Source organism: Curtobacterium flaccumfaciens pv. betae, from assembly GCF_026241855.1.
GTDB classification, from domain to species: domain Bacteria; phylum Actinomycetota; class Actinomycetes; order Actinomycetales; family Microbacteriaceae; genus Curtobacterium; species Curtobacterium flaccumfaciens.
Map to the genome: position 1 here is coordinate 1 of NZ_JAPJDC010000001.1, position 24609 is coordinate 24609.

The following is a 24609-nucleotide window of genomic DNA, read 5'->3' on the forward strand; positions in this document are numbered from 1 at the left end:
ATGACGATGCCGGCCGACCCCGTCGAGGACCTCTGGTCATCCGTACTCGGACTCCTCGCCGAGGACCCCCGCATCACGCCGCAGCTCCACGGGTTCCTGAACCTCGTCGAGCCGAAGGGCGTGCTCGCCGGCACCCTGTACCTCGAGGTACCGAACGACCTGACCCGGGGCATGCTCGAACAGCGCATCCGCATCCCGATCACCGAGGCGGTCGCGCGCATCGGTGACGACTCGGTCGCGAACTTCGCGATCACGGTCAACCCCGACATGGCCTCGGAGCCGCGGGTGGACCCGAACGTCCCCGAGTACGCCGAGCCCGTGCAGGAAGCCGTCGAGCAGAGTGCCGCGCCGCGCCAGTACATCGAGGCGCCGTTCGTGCCGAGCCAGATCGACTCTCCCGGCACCAGCGGGCGCCCCGAGTCGCGGCTCAACCCCAAGTACAACTTCGACAACTTCGTCATCGGGTCGTCGAACCGGTTCGCCCACGCCGCAGCGGTCGCCGTCGCCGAGGCACCGGCCAAGGCCTACAACCCGCTCTTCATCTACGGGGACTCCGGGCTGGGCAAGACCCACCTGCTCCACGCCATCGGGCACTACGCCGAGAGCCTCTACCCGGGGATCCGCGTCCGGTACGTGTCGAGCGAGGAGTTCACCAACGACTTCATCAACTCGATCGCGAACAACCGCTCGAACCAGTTCCAGCAGCGGTACCGCGACATCGACATCCTGCTGATCGACGACATCCAGTTCCTGCAGGGGAAGGACTCCACGCAGGAGGCCTTCTTCCACACGTTCAACACGCTGCACGACCACAACAAGCAGGTCGTCATCACGTCCGACGTCGCGCCGAAGCACCTGACCGGGTTCGAGGACCGGATGCGATCGCGCTTCGAGTGGGGCCTGATCACCGACGTGCAGGCACCCGAGCTCGAGACGCGCATCGCGATCCTCCGCAAGAAGGCACAGTCCGACCACCTGCAGGTGCCCGACGACATCCTCGAGTTCATGGCGTCGAAGGTGTCGAGCAACATCCGCGAGCTCGAGGGCACCCTGATCCGGGTCACCGCGTTCGCGAGCCTGAACCGGACGGCCGTGGACATGGCCCTGGTGCAGACGGTCCTCAAGGACCTGATCACCCTCGACGAGGACAACGTCGTCGCGCCGACGGACATCATCAACCACACCGCGGAGTACTTCAAGCTCTCCGTCGACGACCTGTACGGGTCGTCCCGCTCCCAGGCGATCGCCACCGCACGACAGATCGCGATGTACCTGTGCCGCGAGCTGACGAGCCTGTCCCTGCCCAAGATCGGGCAGCTGTTCGGCAACCGCGACCACACCACCGTGATGTACGCGAACAAGAAGATCACCGAGCTGATGAAGGAGCGTCGGTCGATCTACAACCAGGTCACCGAGCTCACCAGCCGCATCAAGCAGGACCGCCGCTACCGCTGAGATCGGCCCGTTCCCGGCCCCATCCACCATCTGAGACGGTTCCATGGGCCGGAGTTCTCACAGTGTGGATAGCCTGTGGATAACTGTGGAGGACACGCCGCCCGGTTGTACACAGGTGGGGGGTCACCTGTGGAGACTGGGGATGGAAGTGGATAGATGAGATTCATTCATCCCGTTAACGCTCACACACCGCTCACAAGTCACAAGCGTGCAGTTCCCTACTGCGGAGCGGGATGCACAGGGTTATCCACAGTGTGCACAGGCGTTAACACCATTACTCCTGGTTAACGATCAATCTCTGCGGGACAACCTTGTGGACGGCGGGATGACAAGAAATCCGGCCCCCGTCCGCCTGTGCCAGAATGGGGCGGCCGGACAGTCCAAGCCGATCGACAGGGGTTCCAGCTGTGAAGTTCGAGGTCAACCGGGACGTCTTCTCCGAAGCCGTCTCCTTCGCAGTGAAGCTCCTCCCGCAGCGCACGACCCTCCCGATCCTCTCGGGCGTCCTGATCCACGCCGACGGAGATCGTCTGACGCTCTCGTCGTTCGACTACGAGGTGTCGGCGCAGACGTCCATCTCGGCCCAGATCGACGAGCCGGGCACGGTCCTGGTCTCCGGTCGACTGCTGAACGACATCGCGAGCCGGCTGCCGAACGCCCCCGTGTCGTTCACCACCGAGGACGCCAAGATCTCCGTCTCCTGCGGCTCGGCGCACTTCACGTTGCTGTCCATGCCGGTCGAGGAGTACCCGACGCTGCCGGAGATCGGGCCGCAGACCGGTGTGATCCCCGGCGACGCGTTCTCCGAAGCGGTGTCCCAGGTCGCCGTCGCCGCCAGCCGCGACGACGTGACCCCCGTCATCACGGGCGTGCAGCTCGAGGTCGGCGACAACGACCTCTCCCTCATCGCCACGGACCGCTACCGTGTCGCCGTCCGCACCATCGCGTGGGACTCCGGCCGAGTCGGCTCGGACCCCCTGCACGCACTGGTCCCGGCCCGCACCCTGCAGGAGGTCGGCCGCACGTTCGGTTCGGCGTCCACGGTGTCGGTCTCGATCAGTGGCAACTCCGACCGCGAGCTCATCGCGTTCCACGCCGACGACAAGACCGTGACGTCGTTGCTCATCAAGGGCAACTACCCGCCGGTCCGTCGGCTCTTCCCCGAGACCGTCAACGACCACGCGGTGATCAACACCGCGGAGCTCGTCGAGGCGGTCCGACGGGTCTCCCTCGTCCTGGAGCGCGAAGCGGCGCTCCGGTTCTCCTTCACGGTCGACGGGCTCACGCTCGAGGCGATCGGATCCGAACAAGCGCAGGCGTCAGAGTCGATCAGTGCGTTGTTGACCGGCGAGGAAACGGTGGTCTCGTTGAAGCCCGCCTTCCTCCTGGACGGACTGAACGCGGTGCACTCCGAGTTCGTCCGCATCTCCTTCACCAAGACGGAGAACCCCAACAAGCCGGGCCCGGTGCTGATCACCGGCCAGACTTCGCAAGAGGCCGCAGCGACCGATGGATACCGGTACCTGCTGCAGCCGAACCTGCTGCTGCGATAGGCGCAACAGGCAACCTGCGCTGGCGCACACCACCGGCAGCATCAGCGCGACGACGAACAGAAGAGGAAATCATGCACATCGGTCTTGTCGGCCTTGGTCGCATGGGCAACAACATGCGTGCCCGTCTCCGCAACGCAGGTATCGAGGTCACCGGGTACGACGCCAACCCCGCCGTCTCGGACGTCGCCGACCTCGGCGCCCTCGCCGCTGCCCTCCCGGAGGGCAAGCGTCTTGTGTGGGTCATGGTCCCGCACGGCAAGATCACCGACGACGTGATCACCGACCTGGCCGGCGTCCTCGGCGAGGGCGACCTGGTCATCGACGGTGGCAACTCGAAGTGGCTGGACGACACGACGCACGCCGAGCAGCTCGGTGCGCGCGGCATCCGCTACATGGACGTCGGCGTCTCCGGTGGCGTCTGGGGCAAGGACAACGGCTACGGCCTCATGGTCGGCGGTGACGCCGCGGACGTCGAGTTCGCGATGCCCGTGTTCGACGCCCTGCGTCCCGAGGGTCCCCGCGAAGAAGGCTTCTCGCACGCCGGCCCGATCGGCGCCGGCCACTACGCGAAGATGGTCCACAACGGCATCGAGTACGCGATCATGCAGGCGTACGGCGAGGGCTACGAGCTCCTCGAGGCCAAGGACCTGATCACCGACGTCCCCGCCGTGTTCGCCGGCTGGCAGCGTGGAACGGTCGTCCGTTCCTGGCTGCTGGACCTGATGGTGCTCGCGCTGAACGAGGACCCGAAGCTCGACGAGCTCGAGGGCTACGTCGAGGACTCGGGCGAGGGCCGCTGGACGCTGGAAGAGGGCATCGAGCTCGCCGTGCCGATGCCGGCGCTCTCGGCGTCGATCTTCGCGCGCTTCGTCTCGCGCCAGGGCAGCGCCTCGCCGACGATGAAGGCCGTCGCGGCGCTCCGCAACCAGTTCGGCGGTCACGCCGTCAAGAAGTCCTAGGACTTCCCGGGGGAACCCGGACTCGGCCCGCGTGCACGTCGACCATCTCCAACTGACCGACTTCCGGAACTACCGGGAGGCGGACGTCGACCTCGCACGCGGGCCGAACCTGTTCGTCGGGCGCAACGGACAGGGCAAGACCAACCTGGTCGAGGCGATCGGGTACCTCTCCACGCTCGGCTCGCACCGCGTCCCCACCGACGCGGCCCTCGTCCGTCAGGGATGCGACGCCGCGATCGTCCGTGCAAGGCTCGCCCACGAGGAACGCAGCATCCTCGCCGAGGTGCAGATCAACCGCACCGGCGCGAACCGTGCGCAGGTGAACCGCTCCGCGATCAAGCCGCGCGAGCTGCCGCGCTACTGCACGAGCGTGCTCTTCGCGCCGGAGGACCTGGCGCTCGTCCGAGGCGAGCCGGCCGGTCGGCGCCGGATGCTCGACGAGCTGCTCGGCCAGATCGCGCCTCGGATGCAGGGCGTGCTCGCCGACTACGACCGCACGCTCCGCCAGCGGAACACCCTGCTCAAGTCAGCCCGTGCCACCGGCGCGAAGGCGAACGCCCTGTCGACGCTCGACGTCTGGGACGACCGGCTCGTCGGACTCGGCGCCGAGATCGTCGCGGCCCGTGACCACCTGACCCGGCGGCTCGCACCCTTCGTGGCCGAGGCCTACGCGACCGTCGCCGGCGAGCACCACGACGCCTCGATCACCGGTGTCCTGTCGATCCGCGGTGGCGACCCCGAGTCGGCGGCGGCCACCGATCCCGTCCTCGGGACCCCCGACGAGCCCGTCACGGTCGCGTCGGCGGCCGAGGCCTTCGCCGCCGCGCTCGAGCGACGTCGCCGGGACGAACTCGATCGCGGGCTCACCCTCGTCGGACCGCACCGGGACGACGTTCTGTTCCAGCTCAACGGGTTACCGGCACGGGGGTACGCCAGCCACGGCGAATCCTGGTCCTTCGCGCTGGCCATCCAGCTCGCGAGCGCCTCGATCCTGCGTGCGGAGTCGAACCTCGGCGACCCGATCATCATCCTCGACGACGTCTTCGCCGAGCTCGACGAATCGCGTCGGGAGCGACTGGCGAACGCCGTCGCCGACTACGAGCAGGTGCTCATCACGGCCGCGGTGTTCGGCGACGTGCCCCCGAAGCTGGCGGCGCACACCGTGCGGATCGAGGCGGGCACGATCGTGACCGACGAGGCGGACGCGATCCGGGCCTCCAGTCCGGCGACGGACCCGACGGACGCCACGGACGCCACCGGCACAACGGACCCGACAGACCCGACGGACGCCGCCGACCCGACGGACGCCACCGGCACCCCCGACCCGACCCCCGCCGAAGCCGACGCCTGATGCCGAAGCCCCGCAAGCCCACCGAGCCCTCGCAGGTGTACCGACACCTGCGCGCGGTGTTCGGCGACCCGTCCAAGCGCGGCACCGATGCCCGCCGCCGCCGTGCCCGCGAGTTCGACGCCGACACCGTGCCGTACGGGCGCGGCCGCGAGCCGAAGGGCCTCGCCGACATCGTCGGTTCGCTCGCCCAGGAGCTGGGCTGGACGGAACCCCTCGCCCGTTCCGAGCTCTTCGTGGACTGGCCGAGCGTGGTCGGCGAGGAGCTGGCGAAGCACTCCCGACCGGTCACCATCGAGGACGGCGCCCTGGTCATCCGGTGCGACTCGACGGCCTGGGCGACCCAGCTCCGACTCATGCGTGCGACGGTCACGACGACCATCGCGGAACGGCACCCAGAAGCCGGCGTCGAGTCGATCAGGGTTTCCGGCCCGGACGCCCCCACGTGGAAACGCGGCCCCAGGACGGTCCAGGGGCGCGGTCCTCGCGACACCTACGGTTGAGGCGACGAAATCATCCTGGAGTGCCAGAAAAGCCCGTCTGAGGGGCAGATGAGCCCTCGAAAGAGGGGGCTCTGCGGTAGACTGGGAGGTGCAGTGCGCGGGCGTTCCGCGCGCAGGCAGGAGCACGCTCGACATGGCAGCAGAATCTGAAGACGACCGGCAGAACCCGCTCGGCGCGGAGACCCCGCAGAGCGAACCGTCCTACGGCGCAGACCAGATTCAGGTGCTCGAAGGGCTCGAGGCCGTCCGCAAGCGCCCCGGTATGTACATCGGTTCGACGGGCCCCCGTGGTCTGCACCACCTGGTCCAGGAGATCGTCGACAACTCCGTCGACGAAGCCCTCGCCGGCTACTGCGACACCATCGACGTGAGCATCCGTGAAGACGGTGGCGTCCGCGTCGTCGACAACGGCCGTGGCATCCCGGTCGACGTCCACGCGGCCGAAGGGGTCTCGACCCTGCAGGTCGTCCTCACCGTCCTGCACGCCGGCGGCAAGTTCGGCGGTGGCGGCTACGCCGTCTCCGGTGGTCTGCACGGCGTCGGTTCGTCCGTCGTGAACGCGCTGAGCTCCGAGCTCGACGTCGAGGTCCGTCGGCAGGGCCACGTCTGGCGCCAGAGCTACACCGACGGTGTCCCCGTCGCGCCCGTCTCCCAGGACGAAGCGACGGACGAGACCGGCACGACGATCACGTTCTGGCCGAACGCCGAGATCTTCGAGTCCGTCGTCTTCGACTACGAGACCCTGCGCACCCGGTTCCAGCAGATGGCCTTCCTCAACAAGGGCCTGCGGATCAACCTGCGCGACGAGCGCACCCCGGAAGAAGGGGAAGAGGCGCGCAACGACACGTTCATGTACGAGCGCGGTCTCGCCGACTACGTCGAGTACATCAACGCGCAGAAGAAGGCCGACCTCGTCCACCCGGACGTCATCGGCTTCGAGTCCGAGGACCCGGACCGCAAGATCGCGCTCGAGGTCGCGATGCAGTGGAACACCTCGTACCAGGAGAGCGTCCACACCTTCGCGAACACGATCAACACGCACGAGGGCGGCACCCACGAAGAGGGCTTCCGCGCTGCACTGACGACCCTCGTCAACCGCTACGCGCGCGAGACGAAGATCATCAAGGAGAAGGACGACAACCTCACGGGTGACGACATCCGCGAGGGGCTGACGGCCGTCATCTCCGTGAAGCTCGGCGAGCCGCAGTTCGAGGGCCAGACGAAGACCAAGCTCGGCAACACCGAGGCGAAGTCGTTCGTGCAGCGCGTCGTCGGCACCGAGCTGACCCACTGGTTCGAGAGCAACCCGACGCAGGCGCGCGACGTCGTCCGCAAGGCCATCCAGGCGTCGCAGGCACGTCTGGCCGCCCGCAAGGCGCGCGAGACCACCCGCCGCAAGGGGCTGCTCGAGTCGGGCGGCATGCCCGGCAAGCTCAAGGACTGCCAGTCGAAGGACCCGACGGTGTCGGAGATCTTCATGGTCGAGGGTGACTCCGCCGGTGGTTCCGCCGTGCAGGGCCGCAACCCGATGACCCAGGCGATCCTGCCCCTGCGCGGCAAGATCCTGAACGTCGAGAAGGCCCGGCTCGACCGCGCCCTCGCCAACCAGGAGATCCAGTCGATGATCACGGCGTTCGGTGCCGGCATCGGTGAGGACTTCGACCCGGACAAGGCCCGGTACCACAAGATCGTGCTGATGGCCGATGCCGACGTCGATGGCCAGCACATCACCACGCTGCTGCTCACGCTGCTGTTCCGCTACATGCGTCCGCTCATCGAGCACGGCTACGTGTACCTCGCGCAGCCGCCGCTGTACCGCCTGAAGTGGTCGAACTCGGCCCACGAGTACGTCTTCAGCGACCGGGAGCGCGACGCCCTGATGCAGGCGGGCCTCGCAGCCGGCAAGCGCATCCCGAAGGACAACGGGATCCAGCGCTACAAGGGCCTCGGCGAGATGGACTACAAGGAGCTCTGGGACACCACGATGAACCCGGACACCCGCACGCTCCTGCAGGTCACGCTGGAGGACGCGGCTGCGGTGGACAGCGTCTTCTCGACGCTGATGGGTGAGGACGTCGACGCACGTCGCCAGTTCATCCAGCAGAACGCCAAGGACGTCCGCTTCCTCGACATCTAACGGCCAGGAGGCGCGGCGTGAGCCGCGTCGACCAGTCCTGACCACCTGTGGTCGCGCCCGGCGCGACCAACGGAACCACAGCCTCCAGGCTGTCCAGAAAGGGAACGAAGCCACATGGCTGACGACAACGAGAACGGCGCCGACGAGCTGCCCGAGATCGTCCACGGCGACAGCGGGGACATCGTCGTCTCCGGTGACCGCATCTCGCAGGTCGACCTGCAGCTCGAGATGCAGCGCTCGTACCTCGACTACGCGATGTCGGTCATCGTCGGTCGTGCCCTGCCGGAGGTCCGCGACGGCCTCAAGCCGGTGCACCGCCGTGTGATCTACGCGATGTTCGACGGCGGCTACCGCCCGGACCGTGCGTTCTCGAAGTGCTCCCGCGTCGTCGGTGACGTCATGGGTCAGTTCCACCCGCACGGTGACTCGGCGATCTACGACGCCCTCGTCCGCCTGGTGCAGCCGTGGTCGCTCCGGTACCCGCTCGCGCTCGGCCAGGGCAACTTCGGTTCGCCGGGCAACGACGGTGCCGCCGCCCCGCGGTACACCGAGACGAAGATGGCGCCGCTCGCGCTCGAGATGGTCCGCGACATCGACGAGGACACCGTCGACTTCCAGGACAACTACGACGGCCGCACCCAGGAGCCGGCGATCCTGCCGGCCCGGTTCCCGAACCTGCTCGTCAACGGCTCGGTCGGCATCGCGGTCGGCATGGCCACGAACATCCCGCCGCACAACCTGCGCGAGGTCGCCGAGGGTGCCAAGTGGGCGCTCGACAACCCCGATGCCACCCGCGAAGAGCTGCTCGCCGCGCTCATGCAGCGCATCAAGGGCCCGGACTTCCCGACCGGTGCGCAGGTGCTCGGCACGAAGGGCATCCAGGACGCCTACCGAACCGGCCGTGGCTCGATCACGATGCGGGCCGTCGTCTCGGTGGAGGAGATCCAGGGTCGCACCTGCCTCGTCGTCACCGAGCTGCCGTACCAGGTCAACCCGGACAACCTGGCGATCAAGATCGCCGAGCTGGTCAAGGACGGCAAGCTCGCCGGTGTCGCCGACATCCGTGACGAGACCTCCGGTCGCACCGGGCAGCGCCTGGTGATCGTGCTGAAGCGCGACGCCGTTGCCAAGGTCGTGCTGAACAACCTGTACAAGCACACCCAGCTGCAGGAGAACTTCGGCGCGAACATGCTCGCGATCGTCGACGGGGTGCCCCGCACCCTGCCGCTCGACGGCTTCATCTCGGCGTGGGTCGCGCACCAGGTCGACGTCATCGTCCGCCGCACGCAGTTCCGTCTGCGCGAGGCCGAGAAGCGCGCCCACATCCTGCGCGGCTACCTGGCCGCGCTCGACGCCCTCGACGAGGTCATCGCGCTCATCCGTCGCTCGCCCGACGTCGAAGAGGCCCGCACCGGCCTGATGGACCTGCTGTCCGTCGACGAGATCCAGGCGCGCGCGATCCTCGAGCTGCAGCTCCGTCGTCTCGCCGCCCTCGAGCGTCAGAAGATCCACGACGAGGCCGAAGAGCTCGAGCGCAAGATCGCCGACTTCCAGGACATCCTCGGGTCGGAGAGCCGTCAGCGCTCGATCATCCGCGACGAGCTGAGCGAGATCGTCGACCGCTTCGGCGACGACCGCCGTACCGAGATCATGTTCGGCTACGACGGCGACATGTCGATGGAAGACCTGATCCCCGAAGAGGAGATGGTCGTCACCATCACCCGCGGTGGCTACGTCAAGCGCACGCGCAGCGACCAGTACCGCTCGCAGCACCGCGGTGGCCGAGGTGTCCGTGGCGCCCAGCTCCGCGCGGACGACATCGTCGAGCACTTCTTCGTCACGACGACGCACCACTGGCTCCTGTTCCTCACCGATCAGGGCCGGGTCTACCGCGCGAAGGCGTACGAGCTGCAGGAAGCCGGCCGCGACGCGAAGGGCCAGCACGTCGCGAACCTCCTCGCGATGCAGCCCGACGAGCAGATCCAGCAGGTGCTCGACATCCGCGACTACGAGGTCGCGCAGTACCTGGTCCTCGCGACCGAGCACGGCCTGGTGAAGAAGACCGCGCTCACCGAGTACGACACGAACCGCACCGGCGGCATCATCGCGATCAACCTGCGCGACGGCGACAAGCTCCGCCAGGCGCTGCTCGTCGACGAGCACGACGACCTGCTCCTGGTGTCCCGCCAGGGCATGTCGCTCCGGTTCACGGCGACGAACGACACCCTGCGTCCGATGGGTCGCTCGACCTCGGGCGTGAAGGGCATGTCCTTCCGCGACGGCGACTCGCTGCTCGCAGCCCGAGTCGTGTCCGACGACGGCTACGTCTGGGTGATGACCGAGGGTGGCTACGCCAAGCGCACCGCGGTCGACCAGTACCGCGTGCAGGGCCGTGGTGGTCTGGGCATCAAGGTGGCCAAGTTGGCGGTCGACCGAGGCGATCTTGTGGGCGCTCTCATCGTCGGCGAGGACGACGAGGTGCTCGTCGTGCTGCAATCGGGCAAGGTGGTAAGGTCTGCCGTGGCCGAGGTCCCTGCCAAGGGCCGTGACACGATGGGCGTCGTCTTCGCGAGGTTTGCGGAGAACGACCGGATCATCGCGGTGGCCCGGAACACCGAGCGGAACCTGGACGACCAGGACGACGCCGAGATCGAGCCCGCGGGCCCGGTGGAGACGGTCAGCCCTGCCGAAGCGGCCCCGGATTCCACTGATCCCATCGACACCGAGCCCGTCGCAGACGAGGCCGGAGAGGACCAGTCAAGCAATGAGTAGTGTCGCCGAGAAGCTCCAGAAGAAGGCGAAGCGACCCGTCGGCACCCGCCAGGTGCGGTTGCGGCTGGTCTACGTCGACTTCTGGTCGATGGTGAAGCTCAGCTTCCTCATCGCCCTGGCCGGCAGCATCGTGATCGTGGTCGCCACGGCACTGGTGTGGGTCATCCTGAACCAGACGGGTGTGTTCACCCAGGTCGACGCCCTGTTGAAGGACGTCACCGGGCAGAACAGTTACTCGATCATGGACCAGTTCTCGCTGGGCCAGGTCCTCGGGTTCTCCATCGTCGTGGGCATCCTCAACGTGGTCGTCGGGACCGTGCTCGGCGCCATCGTGAGCGTGCTCTACAACCTCAGTGTGCGGATCACGGGCGGTCTGCTCGTGGGCTTCACGAACAACTGACACACCCGGGCCGGATGGGCCCACTGCTCGATTTCGTTCCGGCGGGATCGTACGGTAGGCTTTCATCCGGTCTGAGGGGCTATAGCTCAGGCGGTTAGAGCGCTTCGCTGATAACGAAGAGGTCCAAGGTTCAAGTCCTTGTAGCCCCACCAGTTCTCCGGAACAGCACGACAATTCCATCCCGTCGCCGAGCACCTCGGTGGCACTCGGGGCCTTAGCTCAGTTGGTAGAGCGCCTGCTTTGCAAGCAGGATGTCGGGAGTTCGATTCTCCCAGGCTCCACTCGCATCAGCCCCTGGTTGCCGACTTCGTCGTCTGCCCAGGGGCTTCGTTCTGTGCCCGTGCGCGCCGCCGCCCCTGCGGCGCGATCGTCGCGGGGAGGCCGGTCGTCGTGTTTGTCTGCGCGCCTTCGGCGACGCGCCGCTCCGCGGTGGTCGGGTCCGCTACTCCGGGACGCTTTGGTCAAGTGGTCACGACATCCGCGTCATCGTCTTCGAGTGGTCACGACGTGCCGCGTGCGTGGTGGCGTGGTGGCACGAACGGTCGTCTGCGGGCCGCCTGGGCGACGGGTTGCGACCTCTCGGCGGCGTTCCCGGGGCGCGTGGCGTGACTGCGCGGCGGACGGGAGGCGCGGGGCCAGGCCGGCGCGGGCCTCCAGGCCGGTGGTTGGGCGCGTTCAGGGCACGCGGCGTGTGGGGCGGCAGATGCCAGCCCGAGAACGACGAAGGGCCCCGGCAACAGCCGGGGCCCTTCGTACGAACCGGGAGGTCAGGCGGCGGGCTTCTCCGCCGTGTCGGCGTCGTCGGCGACCCACAGGTCGTCGTCGGCGCGGAGCGTCTGGTACGCGGCGTACGCAGCACCGGCGACGGCGACGACGCCGACGATGATGAGTGCGACTCCGCCGAAGCCGAGACCCTTCTTCTGCTGCGACGGGACGTACTTCGCCGCGGCCTTCTTCGCGCTCTTGCTCTTCTTCTGCGCGTTCTTCACGATCTTCTTGACCCGGGGGTCCTTCGCGAGATCGGTCACGCTGAGCACCGAACCAGCGGTCGAGACGAGTCCGGGGACCACCTCGGACTGGAACTTGTGCGAAGCGCTCTGCGCTGCCGAGGTGGCAGCGTGCACGCCGGTTGCGAACGCGGGACGGATCCCGTTGTCGATCGCGTTCTGCACGCGGGGTGCGATGTCCTTGCGAGCTGCGTCCGCGGCGTTCGACCGGGCCTCAGCCAGGATCGCGTTCGCGTGCTCGAGGACCTTGCGCTGCTCGCCGAGGAGCGAGGCGGTCTGGCCCTTGAGCTTCTTGATCTGCTTCCGACGCTTTCGCGGGATCTCGATCGTCGTCATCTGGTACCTCCATCGGATCGGCGTGCCCCCATCCTGCCACCACACTGCCTGACAGGTCACGGAACCGCAGCTGTGCAATCCGTCCGCGGTCAGGAGTACATGCGAGAATCGGAACATGTCTCTGCACACCGCTGTCGCAACGATCCACACCAACAAGGGCGACATCCGCGTCAACCTGTTCGGCAACCACGCACCGAAGACCGTCAAGAACTTCGTCGACCTCGCCACGGGCCAGCAGGAGTGGACCCACCCCGGCACGGGCAAGGTCTCGACCGACAAGCTCTACGACGGCGTGATCTTCCACCGCATCATCAAGGACTTCATGATCCAGGGCGGCGACCCGCTCGGCCAGGGCATCGGTGGCCCGGGTTACCGCTTCGACGACGAGATCTCCCCGGAGCTCACGTTCCAGAACCCCTACATCTTCGCCATGGCGAACGCCGGCATCCAGGGCGGCCGCGGCACCAACGGCTCGCAGTTCTTCATCACCACGGTGGCGACGCCGTGGCTGCAGGGCAAGCACACCATCTTCGGTGAGGTCGCCGACGACGAGTCCCGCGCGGTCGTCGACGCGATCGAGGGTGTTCCCACCGACGGTCGCGACAAGCCCGTCGAGGACGTCGTCATCCAGAGCATCGACGTCGAAGGCGTCTGACCCTCACGTGACCGACCAGGCGTACAACCCGAACAACACCTGCTACCGGCATCCGGACCGGCAGAGCTTCGTCCTCTGCCAGCGCTGTGGGCGGACGATCTGCCCGGAGTGCCAGACGCCGGCGGCGGTCGGGGTGCACTGCCCGGAGTGCGTGCGTGAGCAGCGCGCACAGTTCGCAGCGAACCGCCGAGCGTCCGGAGCCCCGAGTGGGTTCACGGTCGCTCGGCGGCGCTTCGCCATGCTCGACCAGAAGGCCACGGTCGTCATCGTGGCCGTCACGGTCGCCATCTGGCTGCTCGATCAGGTGAGCGGTGGGTTCTTCTCGAACCTGTTCGCCTACAACTCGCTGTTGTTCCCGACCCAGCCCTGGCGCGTGGTGACGGTCCTGTTCGTGCACTCGGGCATCTTCCACATCCTGTTCAACATGTGGGCGCTGTGGATCTTCGGTCGGATGCTCGAGAACATGCTCGGTGCCTGGCGGTTCCTGGCGCTGTACTTCATCACCGGGATCTTCGGGTCGATGCTCGTGACGTTCCTCGCTCCGGGCACCTGGGTCGTCGGAGCGTCCGGCGCCATCTTCGGTCTCTTCGCCGCGTTCTTCGTGCTGCAGCGCAGTCTGGGGAACAACGCCGTGCAACTCCTCGTGATCATCGGGCTGAACCTGGTGATCGGGTTCCTGCCCGGGACCAACATCTCGTGGCAGGCGCACGTCGGCGGGATCATCGGGGGCTTCGTGATGGGCTTCGTCTTCGCGCAGACGCGGAACATCCGGAAGCGTCCGTTGCAGATCGCGTTGATCGTCGCTGCGGCGGTGCTCGGCCTCGCCCTCACTGCAGTCGGGTACGCCGTCACGGTCGGCTGACACGTCGGCAGCACCAGCCTCGAACGCCCCGTCGCACTACGGCGGGGCGTTCGTCGTTCCGAGGGCACCCGCTCCTGCTCATCCACAGCTCTCCACAGCGTCCCCGGGAGTTATCCACAGGTGTGGAGAAGTCGGTGAGTTACACCAGTGTGATTATCCCCACTGTGGACTCAGCTGTGGATAACTCCGGGGTGCGGGTGTGGATGACCGTGTGGAGAGTGGGGAAAAGTGTGGAGAACGGCCGGATCATCGAGGATCTGCGTTCCTCTGGTGCTCGACCTTGTGGAGAACGACAACGCCCGCCGCACCTTGCGGTGCGACGGGCGTCGAGAGAACAGCGGGCTGGGGGTCAGCGCCACCGGGTGGTCATGAGGAAGCCGACGAACATGATGCCGAAGCCGATCACGATGTTCCACGAGCCGAGGCTCGGAACCGGCAGCGTGGCGTTCGAGATGTAGAAGACGATCACCCACACCAGACCGATGAGCATGAAGCCGAACATGACCGGCTTGAACCACACCGGGTTCGGGGCGTCCCCCGCGGTGTCGACCGAGTCAGCTCGGGTCGTCCGGGCGGGCTTGGTGCGGTCCTTGTCCTTGGCCATGGCCGGTATCCTACCGTGACCACGTGTGTGGATCGGCCCGCGGACCGCCGCACACATCCCCCACGAGTACGGTGAACCGCCATGACCAGGATCCTCGTCGTCGACAACTACGACAGCTTCGTCTACACGCTCAACGGGTACGTGCAGCAACTCGGCACCGAGACCGACGTCGTGCGCAACGATGCCTTCCCCGAGTCCGAGATCGCCGACCGGATCGCCGAGTACGACGGCGTGCTCCTGTCCCCGGGTCCGGGAACGCCAGCGGCTGCGGGCGTCTCGATCCCCACGGTGCACGCGGCCATCGCTGCCGAGACCCCCCTGCTGGGTGTCTGCCTGGGGCACCAGGCCATCGCTGAGGCCCTCGGTGCCACGGTGACGCACGCCGAGGAGCTCATGCACGGCAAGACCTCCGAGGTCGACCACGACGACAGCGCGCTCTTCGCCGGTGTCCCGCACCCCTTCACGGCCACGCGGTACCACTCGCTCGCCATCGTCGACGGCACCGTCCCCGACGAGCTCACCGTCACCGCGCGCACCGAGGGCGGGGTCATCATGGGCGTCCAGCACCGTGCGCACCCCGTGTTCGGCGTGCAGTTCCACCCGGAGTCGGTCCTGACCGAGGGCGGCTACCGCATGGTCGGCAACTGGCTCGAGACCACCGGCCTGACCGGAGCCGCTGCGCGCGCCGCTGACCTCGGGCCACTCATCGCCACGCACCGCGCCTGACGCACCTGTCCGCCGTACGCGGACCTGGCGATCACGCTCGGGGCTCTGCCGTCCGACCGGTCGTGGGCGCGGCGGACGGATCAGCGTCCGTCGTCACCGTCACCGTCACCGCCGCGGTCGCCCTTGTCGCCGCTCGGGGTCGGGTTCTTCGCCGGCTCGTTCGGTGCCGCGCAGTAGGCCAAGGTGACGGTGCTGCCCTGGGCGATGTCGCCCTGCGGGGTGCTCTGCTGGGTGACCAGGCCGCCGGTGCACGAGTTCGACGGTGCCGGAGCGACCGTCAATCCGAGTTGCTCGAGGGACGCCTTGGCTTCGGTGTACGGCTGGTTCGTCACGTTCGGCAGCTGCACCTTGCCGTTGGAGACCGTGAGGTTCACCGCGGAGCCCTTGGTCTGGATCGAGCCTGACGCCGGGTCGGAGCTCATCACGGTGCCGGAGGGGACATCGGGCGAGTACCCGGACGTGATGGCGCCGAGCGTGAAGCCCGCACTGTCCAACGCCTGCTGTGCTGCTGCCTGTGACTGGCCGCTCAGCTCGGGGATGGCAACGGGTTCCGGACCCGAGGACACGATGACGTTCACGCTCTGGCTGCGTCCGACGTTGATCCCTGAGCCGGGGTCGGTGCGGATGACCGTCCCCTTGTCGACGTCGTCGGAGTTCTCCTCGACCTGGACCGCCTTCAGGTCGCGCTTCTCCAACGCGGCGGCGGCGGCGTCGTAGGACAACCCGGCGACGTTCGGCACCGAGACCGAGGACGACACCGGCGGCTTGCCGGGCTGCAGGTTCGCCACGAAGAAGACGACCCCGACGACGACGGCGACCGTCAGCAGGACGCCGACCCAGATCCACGCGACGGGCGGGCGGTTCTGCGTGCGCTGCGGACGGTGTTCGGCGGTGTCGTCGTCGAGCTCACGGAAGGCCGACGCGGCGTTCGAGGTCATGCGCGGATCGACCCCGAACAACACCGTCGAGGCATCGTTCGCGGCGTTCTGCTGCAGCTTCTTCGTCGATGCCGGGACGTGCCCGGCTGCGGCCTGCTGCAGATCCGAGCGGAACTCGGCGGCGTTCTGGAACCGGCGGGTGCGGTCCTTGACGAGGGCGTGGAGTGTGACCGCGTCGAGCGCCGGGGAGACCGCGGGGGTGATGGTGGACGGCGCAACGGGCTGCTCGCTGACGTGCTGGTACGCGACCGCGACCGGGGTGTCACCGAGGAACGGCGCGCGACCGGTGAGGAGCTCGAAGAGCACGACGCCGGTCGAGTACAGGTCGGTCCGGGCATCCACGGTCTCGCCGCGGGCCTGCTCCGGGGAGAAGTACGACGCGGTACCGAGGATCGACGTGGTCTGCGCGACCGTGGCCGAGGTGTCGGTGATGGCCCGCGCGATGCCGAAGTCCATGACCTTGACCTGGCCGCTGTGCGTGACCATCACGTTGGCCGGCTTGATGTCGCGGTGCACGACGCCCGCCCGGTGCGAGTACTCGAGCGCCGTGAGGATGCCCTCGGTGATGCGAACGGCCTCGTCCGGGGCGACGGCACCCTCGGCGATGATGTCGGAGAGCGGCCGCCCCTCGACGTACTCCATCACGATGAAGGGGACCTGCACCTCGGCACCCGACGGCTCTGACACCGTCTCTTCGCCGGCGTCGTAGACGCGGACGACGGTCGGGTGTGCCATGCGCGCAGCTGCCTGGGCTTCCTGGCGGAACCGAGTGCGGAAGACCGGGTCGTTCGCGAGGCTCGGCTTGAGGAGCTTCACCGCGACCTTCCGGCCGAGGCGGGTGTCGTTGCCGAGGTGCACGGTCGCCATGCCGCCTCGACCGATGACGTCACCGATCTCGTAGCGATTCGCGAGGAGCGTGATCCCCGCGGTCACACCTTCTGGCACGTACTCCTCCGTCTGTCGGTCCGGGCTAGTGTACGGCAGCCCCACCTGGTGGGATGCTGGTCACCGCGCGCTCGACCGAACCGTTACCGAACGGTGTCGACAGTCCCCGTCCGGGGGGCGTTCAGTTGGGGTCCTGCGGACCCTGGCTGGGGTTGTTGCCCTCGGTCGGGTCGGTGGTCGGCTCGTCGGTGGCCTCCCACGTGGCGCTCGTGGTGGACGAGCTCGGCGAGGTCAGGTCGCCGCACTTCGCCGTGTACGAGAGCGAGATCGTGCCCGGTTCGGCGCCGGTGACCTCGATCGAGGTCGTGGTCACGGTGCCGGTGGACTGGTTCTTCCCGTCGGTGCCGTTGTTGATCGTGTAGTTGTACCCGCTCAACGAGTGGCCGGCCGGGCACGCCGTGAAGGCGTTCCACGAGAACGTCACCTTGCCGTCCGACGAGACCGTCCCGGCGGTCGGGGCATCGGGTGCGGTCGTGACGGTCGGCACCGCGGTGTACGCCTTGATGGTCACGAGCGTGCCGGGTTCGAGGTTGCCGGTGGGGTCGAGTGACTGCACCGTGCCGACCTGACCGGCGTTGGCAGCCGGGTCGCCGTCGACGATCGTCGCCTCGAGCCCGAGCTGCTGCAGGCGCGCCTGGGCCTCCGTCGCCTGCACGCCGGTGTAGTCCGCCAGGGACACCGTCACCCTGCTCGGTGAGGGCGTGGGGGTCGGCGTCGGCGTCGGGGTCCGGCTCGGTTTCGGGGAACTCGAGCTCTTCGTCGGAGCGGGTTCGGGGTCGCCTCCACCGTTCAGGGCGACTGCTCCGATGACGGCTGCGATGGCGAGCACGACGACGACACCGACGACCCACCAGATCCAGGCGCGCTTCTTCTTCGGCTCCTCGGAATCGTCGGAGACGGGCGAGCCGGGGGTGCCCGGGCCACCGGCCACCGCGCCGGCCTGGGTGCCGATGAGTGCGGTCGCGGCGTCGTTCCCCTGGCCCTGCGGCGGGTTGAACGCGACGGTGCCGTTCTGCGCGATCGCGGGGACGGCCACGGTGGCTGCGGCGACGTCACCTCGACGGAGCGCCTGTGCGGCACGGGCGAGGTTGGCGGCGGTCGCGGGACGGTCGGCGGGCTTCTTCGCGATGCACGAGATGACCAGGGCCGAGACGGGCTCCGGGATGTCACCGGGCAGCGGCGGCGGCTGCTCGTTGATGTGTGCCATCGCGATCGCGACCTGCGACTCACCGGTGAACGGACGACGACCCGCCAGGGCCTCGTACGCGACGATGCCGAGCGAGTAGATGTCGGTCGACGGTGAGGCGGGGTGGCCGCTCGCCTGCTCGGGCGACAGGTACTGCACCGTGCCCATCACCTGACCGGTCGCGGTGAGCGGGACCTGGTCGGCGATGCGGGCGATGCCGAAGTCGGTGATCTTGACGCGCCCGTCGGGCGTGATGAGCAGGTTGCCGGGCTTGATGTCGCGGTGCACCAGGCCGACCGCGTGCGCGGCCTGCAGGGCGTTCGCGGTCTGCGCGACGATGTCGAGCACCTTGTCGACCGGGAGCGTGTGCTCGCGCTCGATCATGGTCGACAGGGCCTCGCCTGGGACGAGCTCCATCACGAGGTAGGCGCTGCCGTCCTCCTCGCCGTAGTCGAAGACGTTGGCGATGCCCTCGTGGTTGACGAGGGCAGCGTGACGGGCCTCGGCGCGGAAGCGCTCGAGGAAGCCGGGGTCACCGAGGTACTCGTCCTTGAGGATCTTGAGTGCGACGGTTCGGCCGATGACGAGGTCGGTCGCCTGCCACACCTCACCCATGCCGCCGATGGCGACCCGGGAGGAGAGCTGGTACCGCCCACCGAAGGTGAGTCCGCTGGTGGGTCTCATTTGTTCAGCACCGCCTCCATGACTTTCTTCGCGACCGGGGCCGCGACCGTGTTGCCGACTCCGGACTGCCCGAGCCCGCCGCCGTTGCCGACGACGACCGCCACGGCGACCTCCGGGTCCTTCGCGGGGGCGAACCCCGTGAACCAGAGCGTGTAGGGATCGCCGGTGCCACCTTCGGCCGTGCCGGTCTTGCCGGCGACGTCGACACCGTCGATCTTGGCATTGGTACCGGTCCCCGCGTTCACGACGCTCTGCATGGCCTCGGTGAGGTCAGCGGACTCGGAGGGTGACAGCGGATCACTGTACTGCTTCGGGGAGAAGGACTCGACCGTCTTCAGGTCGCTCGTGGTGATCGAGTCGATGAGCGACGGCTGCATGACCTTGCCGCCGTTCGCGATGCCGGCCGACACCATCGCCATCTGCAGCGGGGAGACCCGGACGCTGGCCTGGCCGAAGGCGCTCAGCATGAGCTGGGCCGTCGAGTCGACGTCGGGGTACTGGCTCGCGGTGGCAGCCATCGGGACCTCGATCGCGTCGCCGAAGCCGTACTTGTCGGCCATGCTCTTGATCGCGTCGTACCCGAGCTTCTGGCCGAGTTCGGCGAAGGGGATGTTGCAGGAGTACTGGATGGCCGTGCGGAGCTTGACCTTGTCGCCACCGCCGCAGGTGCCACCCTCGGCGTTGTTGATGTACGAGCTCGTCCCGGGCAGCTGCAGTCGCGACGGGTTCGGGAACGTGGAGTCGAGGTTGTACTTGCCGCCCTCGAGTGCCGCGGAGGCCACCACGAGCTTGAACACCGACCCGGGTGTGTACAGGTCACCGCCGATGGCGCGGTTCTGCAACGGGGCGGTGTCGGCGCCGAGCAGGGCGTCGTACTGCCGCTTGACCTCGGCCGTGTCGTGCGAGGTGAGCGAGTTCGGGTCGTAGCTCGGCTTCGAGACCATCGCGAGGATCTTGCCGGTCTTCGGCTGGATCGCGACGACGGCACCGCTGTTGGTGCCGAGTGCGTCGTACGCGGCCTGTTGCACGTCGGGGTCGATGGTCAGGTTGACGTTGTCGCCCTGGACGTCCTGGCCGGTGAGGATCGAGTTGAGGTTCTGGAAGAACGAGGCGTCGGAGTTGCCCGACAGCACGGTGTTCTCCGCGCTCTCGATGCCGGTGTTGCCCTGCCCGATCGTGAAGTACCCGGTCACCGCCGAGTACAGGTCGCCGTTGGTGTACTTCCGCTGGTACTGGTACTGGTCGTCCACCGGGGTCGACTCGGCGATCGGGCTGCCGTCGACGAGGATCGCGCCACGCTTCGTCGAGTAACTGTCCAAGATGGTTCGGGAGTTCCGGGAGTCGGCGCGCAACGAGTCGGCTGCGAAGAACTGGATCGACGTCGTCGACACGAAGAGTGCGACGAACATGAGCACGATGACGGTCGAGACACCGCGGAGCTGTCGGTTCATCGACGACGCTCCTTCCTGGTCCGCCCGCTCGCGGCGGGCAGCGCGCCCTGCTGGACACGCTGTTCGGCGGGGATCGAGTCGGTCAGGCGCAGCAGCATCGCGGCGATGATCCAGTTGGCGATGAGGGACGAACCACCGGCGGCCATGAACGGCGTCGTCAGGCCCGTCACCGGGATGATCCGGGTGATGCCGCCGACGACGACGAACACCTGCAGGGCGATGATGAATCCGAAGCCGACACCGAGCAGCTTGCCGAAGTCGTCCTGCGCCATGAACCCGACGCGGATGCCACGTGACGCGAACACGATGAAGAGGGCGAGGATCGCGAAGACGCCGATCAGGCCGAGCTCCTCACCGAGCGACGCGACGATGTAGTCGGCGTTGGCGACCGGCGTGATGTACGGCCTGCCCTGCCCGAGCCCGGTTCCGGTGATCCCGCCGTTCGCGAACCCGAACAGGCCCTGCACGAGCTGGTAGCTCGCCTGGGTGTCGCGGCTGAAGACCTCTTGGTTGAACGGGTCGAGCCACTGTTCGAAGCGGCCGCGCACGTACTCCAGGACGCTCTGCGCGACGAGGGCACCACCGATGAACAGCGTGAGCCCGATCGCGACCCAGCTGATGCGTGCCGTGGCGACGTAGATCATCACGAGGAACAGGCCGAAGTACAGCAGGGCGGTGCCGAGGTCGCGCTGGAACACGAGGACGGCCATCGCGGCGCCCCACATCACCAGGATCGGACCGAGGTCACGGGCACGCGGGAACGTCATGCCGAGGAACTTCTTGCCGACGATCGACAGCGAGTCGCGGGCGGTGACGAGGTACCCGGCGAAGAACAGCGCCATGGTGATCTTCGCGAGTTCACCGGGCTGGAACGAGAACGGGCCGATCTTGATCCAGACCCGCGCGCCACCGATGTTCGTGCCGATGCCCGGCAGCATCGGCAGGAGCAGCAGGACGATCGTCAGCGCCATGAAGATGTAGCGGTACCGCTGCAGGAACCGGTGGTTGCGGACGGCGACGAGCGTGATGATCGCCAGGACCATCGCGAGCATCGTCCAGACGATCTGCTTCACGCCGATGGCGTCCCAGCCGGACAGGCCGTTGTGGACGTCGATGCGGTAGATCTCGGCGATGCCGATGCCGTTCAGGACGAGCGCGATCGGCAGGATGAACGGGTCGGCGTTCTTCGCCACGACCCGCAGCACCACGTGCATGACGAGTGCGAGGCCGAGGATGCCACCGCCGACCCAGAGCACCGACTGGTCGAACAGCCGGCCCTTGGTGCCGAGCTGCACGAGCACCATCGCACCCGCGCAGATGCCGCACGCGATGACGAGCAGGAAGAGCTCGAGGTTCCGCGCGCGGGCGGGCTCCCGGAGCTTGATCGTGATCGCCTGGGTGAAGGACTGGGCGGCCGTGGCGTTGCTCATCGCGGGCTCCGCGTCGGGCTCGGCGACGGCGATCGGGTCGGCGAGGGCGACGGTGACGAGCTGGCGTCGCCGTCCCCACCCGTGCCGGCCTGGTCCTCGCCGGTCGCGGCGGCCTTGCGCAGGCGGTCGACGATGTCACGGGCGTCGGTGAGGGACTGCGCGTTGATCGTCGAGCGGACGTTCTCGCGGGTGTAGTCCGGCAGCGACGAGACCGTGATGTCGGTGTCCTCGTACACGTCGGACAAGGCCAACGGCCCGATCGACTGCTGCACGCCCTTGTAGATCGCGACGGTGCCGCGGTCGGTGCCGACGTAGTAGTGGTCCTGCGTGATCCGCCAGCCGATGAACACCGCGCCGACGAGCACGGCGACCGCGACCACGAGCGCGACGGTCCAGGAAACCCGACGGCGGATGCGGCGTCGGCGGTCCTCGGCGATGAGCTCGGCGAAGAACTGGTCGGACTCGGGCTCGAAGTGCGAGTCTTCGGGCGCGGTGGTGACCTTGAGCGGGTGCAGCAGGATCGTGGGGAGGCGGATCGGCTTGCGGCCGGTCGACGCCTCGAAGGTGAGCGGTGCCGCAGCGGAGCCGACCGTGGTGGCCGCGTCGTCGTCGTCCTCGGGTTCGGTGTCCGTGACGTCCATCACCACGACGGTGACGTTGTCGGGGGCGCCGTGGTCGAGCGTCTCCTTCACCAGGCGCTGCGTGACCTGGTTGGCGTCCATGTTCGAGGCCAGGGCGTGGCGGATGCGCTCTTCGGCCAGGTACGAGGACAGGCCGTCGGAGCAGAGCAGCCAGCGGTCGCCCGGCTGGATGTCCATGATCGCCGTGTCGACCTCGGGTGCGGCGTCGACGTCACCGAGCACGCGCATCAGCACGGAGCGACGCGGGTGGACCGCGGCTTCCTCCGGCGTGATCCGGCCGCTGTCGACGAGACGCTGGACGAAGGTGTGGTCGGACGTGATCTGCTGCAGCTCGCCGTCGCGGTGACGGTAGATGCGGGAGTCACCGATGTGCGCGATCGCGATCTGCTCGCCGACGCGGATCATCGCGGACACCGTGGTGCCCATCCCGGTGAGCTCCTGGTGCTCGAACACGGTCTCGGTGATCAGCTGGTTCGCCGCGATGAGTGCCGACTGCAGCGCGAACTCGGCGTCGTGCGCCGACGGGAACTCGCGGTCGACCTCGCGGATGCGCCGGATCGCGATCGCCGAGGCGACGTCACCGCCGGCGTGGCCGCCCATGCCGTCCGCCACCGCGAACAGGTGCGCCCCGGCGTAGCCGGAGTCCTGGTTGTTCGCGCGGATGCGCCCCACGTGGGACACAGCGGCGCTCAGCGTGCGAGCGGTCATGCCGGGTTACCGCCGCAGCTCGAACGTCGTCGTCCCGATCGTGATGGGCGTGCCCTCTGCCACGAGGACGGGAGCGCTCACCTTCTGACCGTTGACGAAGGTGCCGTTCGTGGACTCGAGGTCGGTGAGGAGCCAGCCGTCGGCGCGGAGGTCGAGGCGGGCGTGGTTGGTCGAGGTGTAGTCGTCACGGATCACGACGTTCGACTCGCTCGAACGTCCGATCGTGATGGGGCCGCCACCCAGGGGCATCTCCATGCCCTCGCGTGCACCCTCGGTGATGACCAGGCGGGACGCGGCCGGCGAGGCGGGCCGTTGCGCACCGCCGGGTTGCCCGATCACGTCGGTGAACGCACCGCTCGAGGCGGGGCCGGGGGCCGCCGCAGCCGGGACGGTGGGGGTGCTCGGTCCGGACGGCGCCGACTTGGGATCGGTCGGTATCGTGCGGACGCGCTGGCCGAAGAGATCGCTGCGCAGGGCGAACACGATCACGAACACGAACAGCCAGAGCACCGCGAGGAATGCGAAGCGCAGGACGAGCAGGGTCAGGCCTGTGGTCATCGAGCACCTCCGTCGTTCTCCGGGATCACCCGGAACACCATACGGGTACGACCGATCTCGATGGTGGAGTCCGGCTCGACGATCGCCTGCTGGAAGTGCTGACCGTTCAGCTTCGAGCCGTTCGTGGAGCCGAGATCGGTGGCCTGGGCGTGCTTGCCGTCCCACAGCACTTCGACGTGCTTCCGGCTCGTCCCGGTGTCCGCGATGGTGATGTCGGCGTCGCTGCCGCGCCCGATCACCGTGCGCCCGCGGTGCAGTCGGTGTCGCTGCGAGCCGATGTCGAGCACCGGGACCCAGGCCACGTCGCGCTGCACGGTGGTGGAGTCGACCTGCAGGATGCCCGTCGAGAGCGTGCCGTCCTGCTGGAGCCGGATGGTGACCGGGCCGGAGAACGAGTAGTTCTGCGCGACGGCGTGTTGGTGCACCATCTGGGTCAGTTCGTCGATGAGCGGGCGACCGACGTCGTTCATGCGCGTGAAGTCCGGCGGTGCCAGGCGCACGGTGAACTCGTTCGGCACGAGGATGCGCTCGCGGGAGACCACTGCAGCCTTCGTGTCGAGCTCGCGCCGCAGAGCGCTCGAGATCTCGACGGGCTGCACCCCGGAGCGGAAGGTCTTCGCGAACGCGCCGTTGACGGCGCGTTCCAACCCTCGCTCGAAGTTGTCCAGCAGGCCCATGCGTCTCCCGTGTCGTCGGTCGTCAACCACTGCATGGTAGTGGTTGGCGTTGACACCCGTCTGTGCGTGGTAGT

At 67.9% G+C, this 24609-nt stretch carries 20 protein-coding genes and 2 tRNA genes; 13 read left to right on the plus strand and 9 right to left on the minus strand.

What is annotated here, in order from left to right:
- The 10 genes from dnaA to ORG17_RS00050 form a co-directional block, all read left to right on the plus strand.
- Positions 1-1455 (plus strand): chromosomal replication initiator protein DnaA (dnaA, locus tag ORG17_RS00005; protein ID WP_027466915.1); only part of this gene is annotated, 1455 nt, incomplete at its 5' end.
- A 407-nt stretch (positions 1456-1862) separates the two neighbouring features.
- Positions 1863-3008, plus strand: a complete 1146-nt coding sequence (gene dnaN / locus ORG17_RS00010) for a DNA polymerase III subunit beta (RefSeq protein WP_027466916.1) — start codon at positions 1863-1865, stop codon at positions 3006-3008.
- 71 nt (positions 3009-3079) lie between these two features.
- Entirely contained in the window at positions 3080-3967 is an 888-nt protein-coding gene (gene gnd / locus ORG17_RS00015) for a phosphogluconate dehydrogenase (NAD(+)-dependent, decarboxylating) (protein ID WP_071248639.1), read from the plus strand.
- 31 nt (positions 3968-3998) lie between these two features.
- The gene (gene recF / locus ORG17_RS00020) at positions 3999-5318 is read left to right on the plus strand and encodes a DNA replication/repair protein RecF (RefSeq protein ID WP_301565341.1); all 1320 of its coding nucleotides are present in this window, start codon (positions 3999-4001) and stop codon (positions 5316-5318) included.
- Positions 5318-5818 (plus strand): DciA family protein, encoded by a 501-nt coding sequence (locus tag ORG17_RS00025; protein ID WP_027466919.1) that lies wholly within the window; start codon positions 5318-5320, stop codon positions 5816-5818. The genes recF and ORG17_RS00025 overlap by 1 nt, the downstream gene beginning before the upstream one ends.
- 133 nt (positions 5819-5951) lie before the next feature.
- Complete coding sequence (gene gyrB / locus ORG17_RS00030; protein WP_214520943.1) at positions 5952-7955, plus strand: DNA topoisomerase (ATP-hydrolyzing) subunit B; 2004 nt, start codon at positions 5952-5954, stop codon at positions 7953-7955.
- A 114-nt stretch (positions 7956-8069) separates the two neighbouring features.
- Positions 8070-10727, plus strand: coding sequence for a DNA gyrase subunit A (gene gyrA / locus ORG17_RS00035; RefSeq protein ID WP_027466921.1), 2658 nt, complete (start codon positions 8070-8072; stop codon positions 10725-10727).
- Positions 10720-11127 (plus strand): DUF3566 domain-containing protein, encoded by a 408-nt coding sequence (locus tag ORG17_RS00040; RefSeq protein WP_027466922.1) that lies wholly within the window; start codon positions 10720-10722, stop codon positions 11125-11127. Before gyrA ends, ORG17_RS00040 begins: the two co-directional genes overlap by 8 nt.
- 75 nt (positions 11128-11202) lie before the next feature.
- A tRNA-Ile gene (locus ORG17_RS00045) sits at positions 11203-11279 on the plus strand.
- Positions 11280-11335: 56 nt separating this feature from the next.
- Positions 11336-11408, plus strand: a tRNA-Ala gene (locus ORG17_RS00050).
- 486 nt (positions 11409-11894) lie between these two features.
- Here the strand turns inward: ORG17_RS00050 and ORG17_RS00055 are convergent.
- Complete coding sequence (locus ORG17_RS00055; RefSeq protein ID WP_051597033.1) at positions 11895-12470, minus strand: hypothetical protein; 576 nt, start codon at positions 12468-12470, stop codon at positions 11895-11897.
- Positions 12471-12585: 115 nt separating this feature from the next.
- Between ORG17_RS00055 and ORG17_RS00060 the strand changes: the two genes are divergently transcribed.
- On the plus strand, positions 12586-13125 hold the full coding sequence (locus tag ORG17_RS00060; RefSeq protein WP_027466924.1) for a peptidylprolyl isomerase: 540 nt from the start codon (positions 12586-12588) through the stop codon (positions 13123-13125).
- A gap of 7 nt (positions 13126-13132) precedes the next feature.
- The gene (locus ORG17_RS00065; protein WP_027466925.1) at positions 13133-13987 is read left to right on the plus strand and encodes a rhomboid family intramembrane serine protease; all 855 of its coding nucleotides are present in this window, start codon (positions 13133-13135) and stop codon (positions 13985-13987) included.
- Between the two features lie 349 nt (positions 13988-14336).
- On the opposite strand, the gene ORG17_RS00070 is transcribed toward ORG17_RS00065, so the two are convergent.
- Positions 14337-14591 carry a cell division protein CrgA gene (locus ORG17_RS00070; protein ID WP_027466926.1) on the minus strand — a complete coding sequence of 85 codons (255 nt, stop codon included), beginning with the start codon at positions 14589-14591 and terminating at the stop codon, positions 14337-14339.
- An 81-nt stretch (positions 14592-14672) separates the two neighbouring features.
- On the opposite strand from ORG17_RS00070, the gene ORG17_RS00075 reads away from it, so the two are divergent.
- Entirely contained in the window at positions 14673-15317 is a 645-nt protein-coding gene (locus ORG17_RS00075) for an anthranilate synthase component II (protein WP_214526526.1), read from the plus strand.
- A gap of 80 nt (positions 15318-15397) precedes the next feature.
- Here ORG17_RS00075 and pknB read toward each other — a convergent pair whose 3' ends face one another.
- From pknB to ORG17_RS00110, 7 genes are all read right to left on the minus strand, one after another.
- On the minus strand, positions 15398-17200 hold the full coding sequence (pknB, locus tag ORG17_RS00080) for a Stk1 family PASTA domain-containing Ser/Thr kinase (protein ID WP_301565342.1): 1803 nt from the start codon (positions 17198-17200) through the stop codon (positions 15398-15400).
- A 121-nt stretch (positions 17201-17321) separates the two neighbouring features.
- Entirely contained in the window at positions 17322-19070 is a 1749-nt protein-coding gene (locus tag ORG17_RS00085; protein WP_214526527.1) for a serine/threonine-protein kinase, read from the minus strand.
- Positions 19067-20521 carry a peptidoglycan D,D-transpeptidase FtsI family protein gene (locus ORG17_RS00090; protein WP_027466930.1) on the minus strand — a complete coding sequence of 485 codons (1455 nt, stop codon included), beginning with the start codon at positions 20519-20521 and terminating at the stop codon, positions 19067-19069. Before ORG17_RS00090 ends, ORG17_RS00085 begins: the two co-directional genes overlap by 4 nt.
- Positions 20518-21951, minus strand: coding sequence for an FtsW/RodA/SpoVE family cell cycle protein (locus ORG17_RS00095; RefSeq protein WP_027466931.1), 1434 nt, complete (start codon positions 21949-21951; stop codon positions 20518-20520). The genes ORG17_RS00090 and ORG17_RS00095 overlap by 4 nt, the downstream gene beginning before the upstream one ends.
- On the minus strand, positions 21948-23300 hold the full coding sequence (locus ORG17_RS00100; protein ID WP_214526528.1) for a Stp1/IreP family PP2C-type Ser/Thr phosphatase: 1353 nt from the start codon (positions 23298-23300) through the stop codon (positions 21948-21950). Before ORG17_RS00100 ends, ORG17_RS00095 begins: the two co-directional genes overlap by 4 nt.
- 6 nt (positions 23301-23306) lie before the next feature.
- A complete protein-coding gene (locus ORG17_RS00105; protein WP_110861913.1) occupies positions 23307-23858 on the minus strand; it encodes an FHA domain-containing protein FhaB/FipA in 552 nt (183 codons plus the stop codon).
- Positions 23855-24535, minus strand: coding sequence for an FhaA domain-containing protein (locus ORG17_RS00110; RefSeq protein WP_214526529.1), 681 nt, complete (start codon positions 24533-24535; stop codon positions 23855-23857). Before ORG17_RS00110 ends, ORG17_RS00105 begins: the two co-directional genes overlap by 4 nt.
- Positions 24536-24609: the final 74 nt, after the last annotated feature.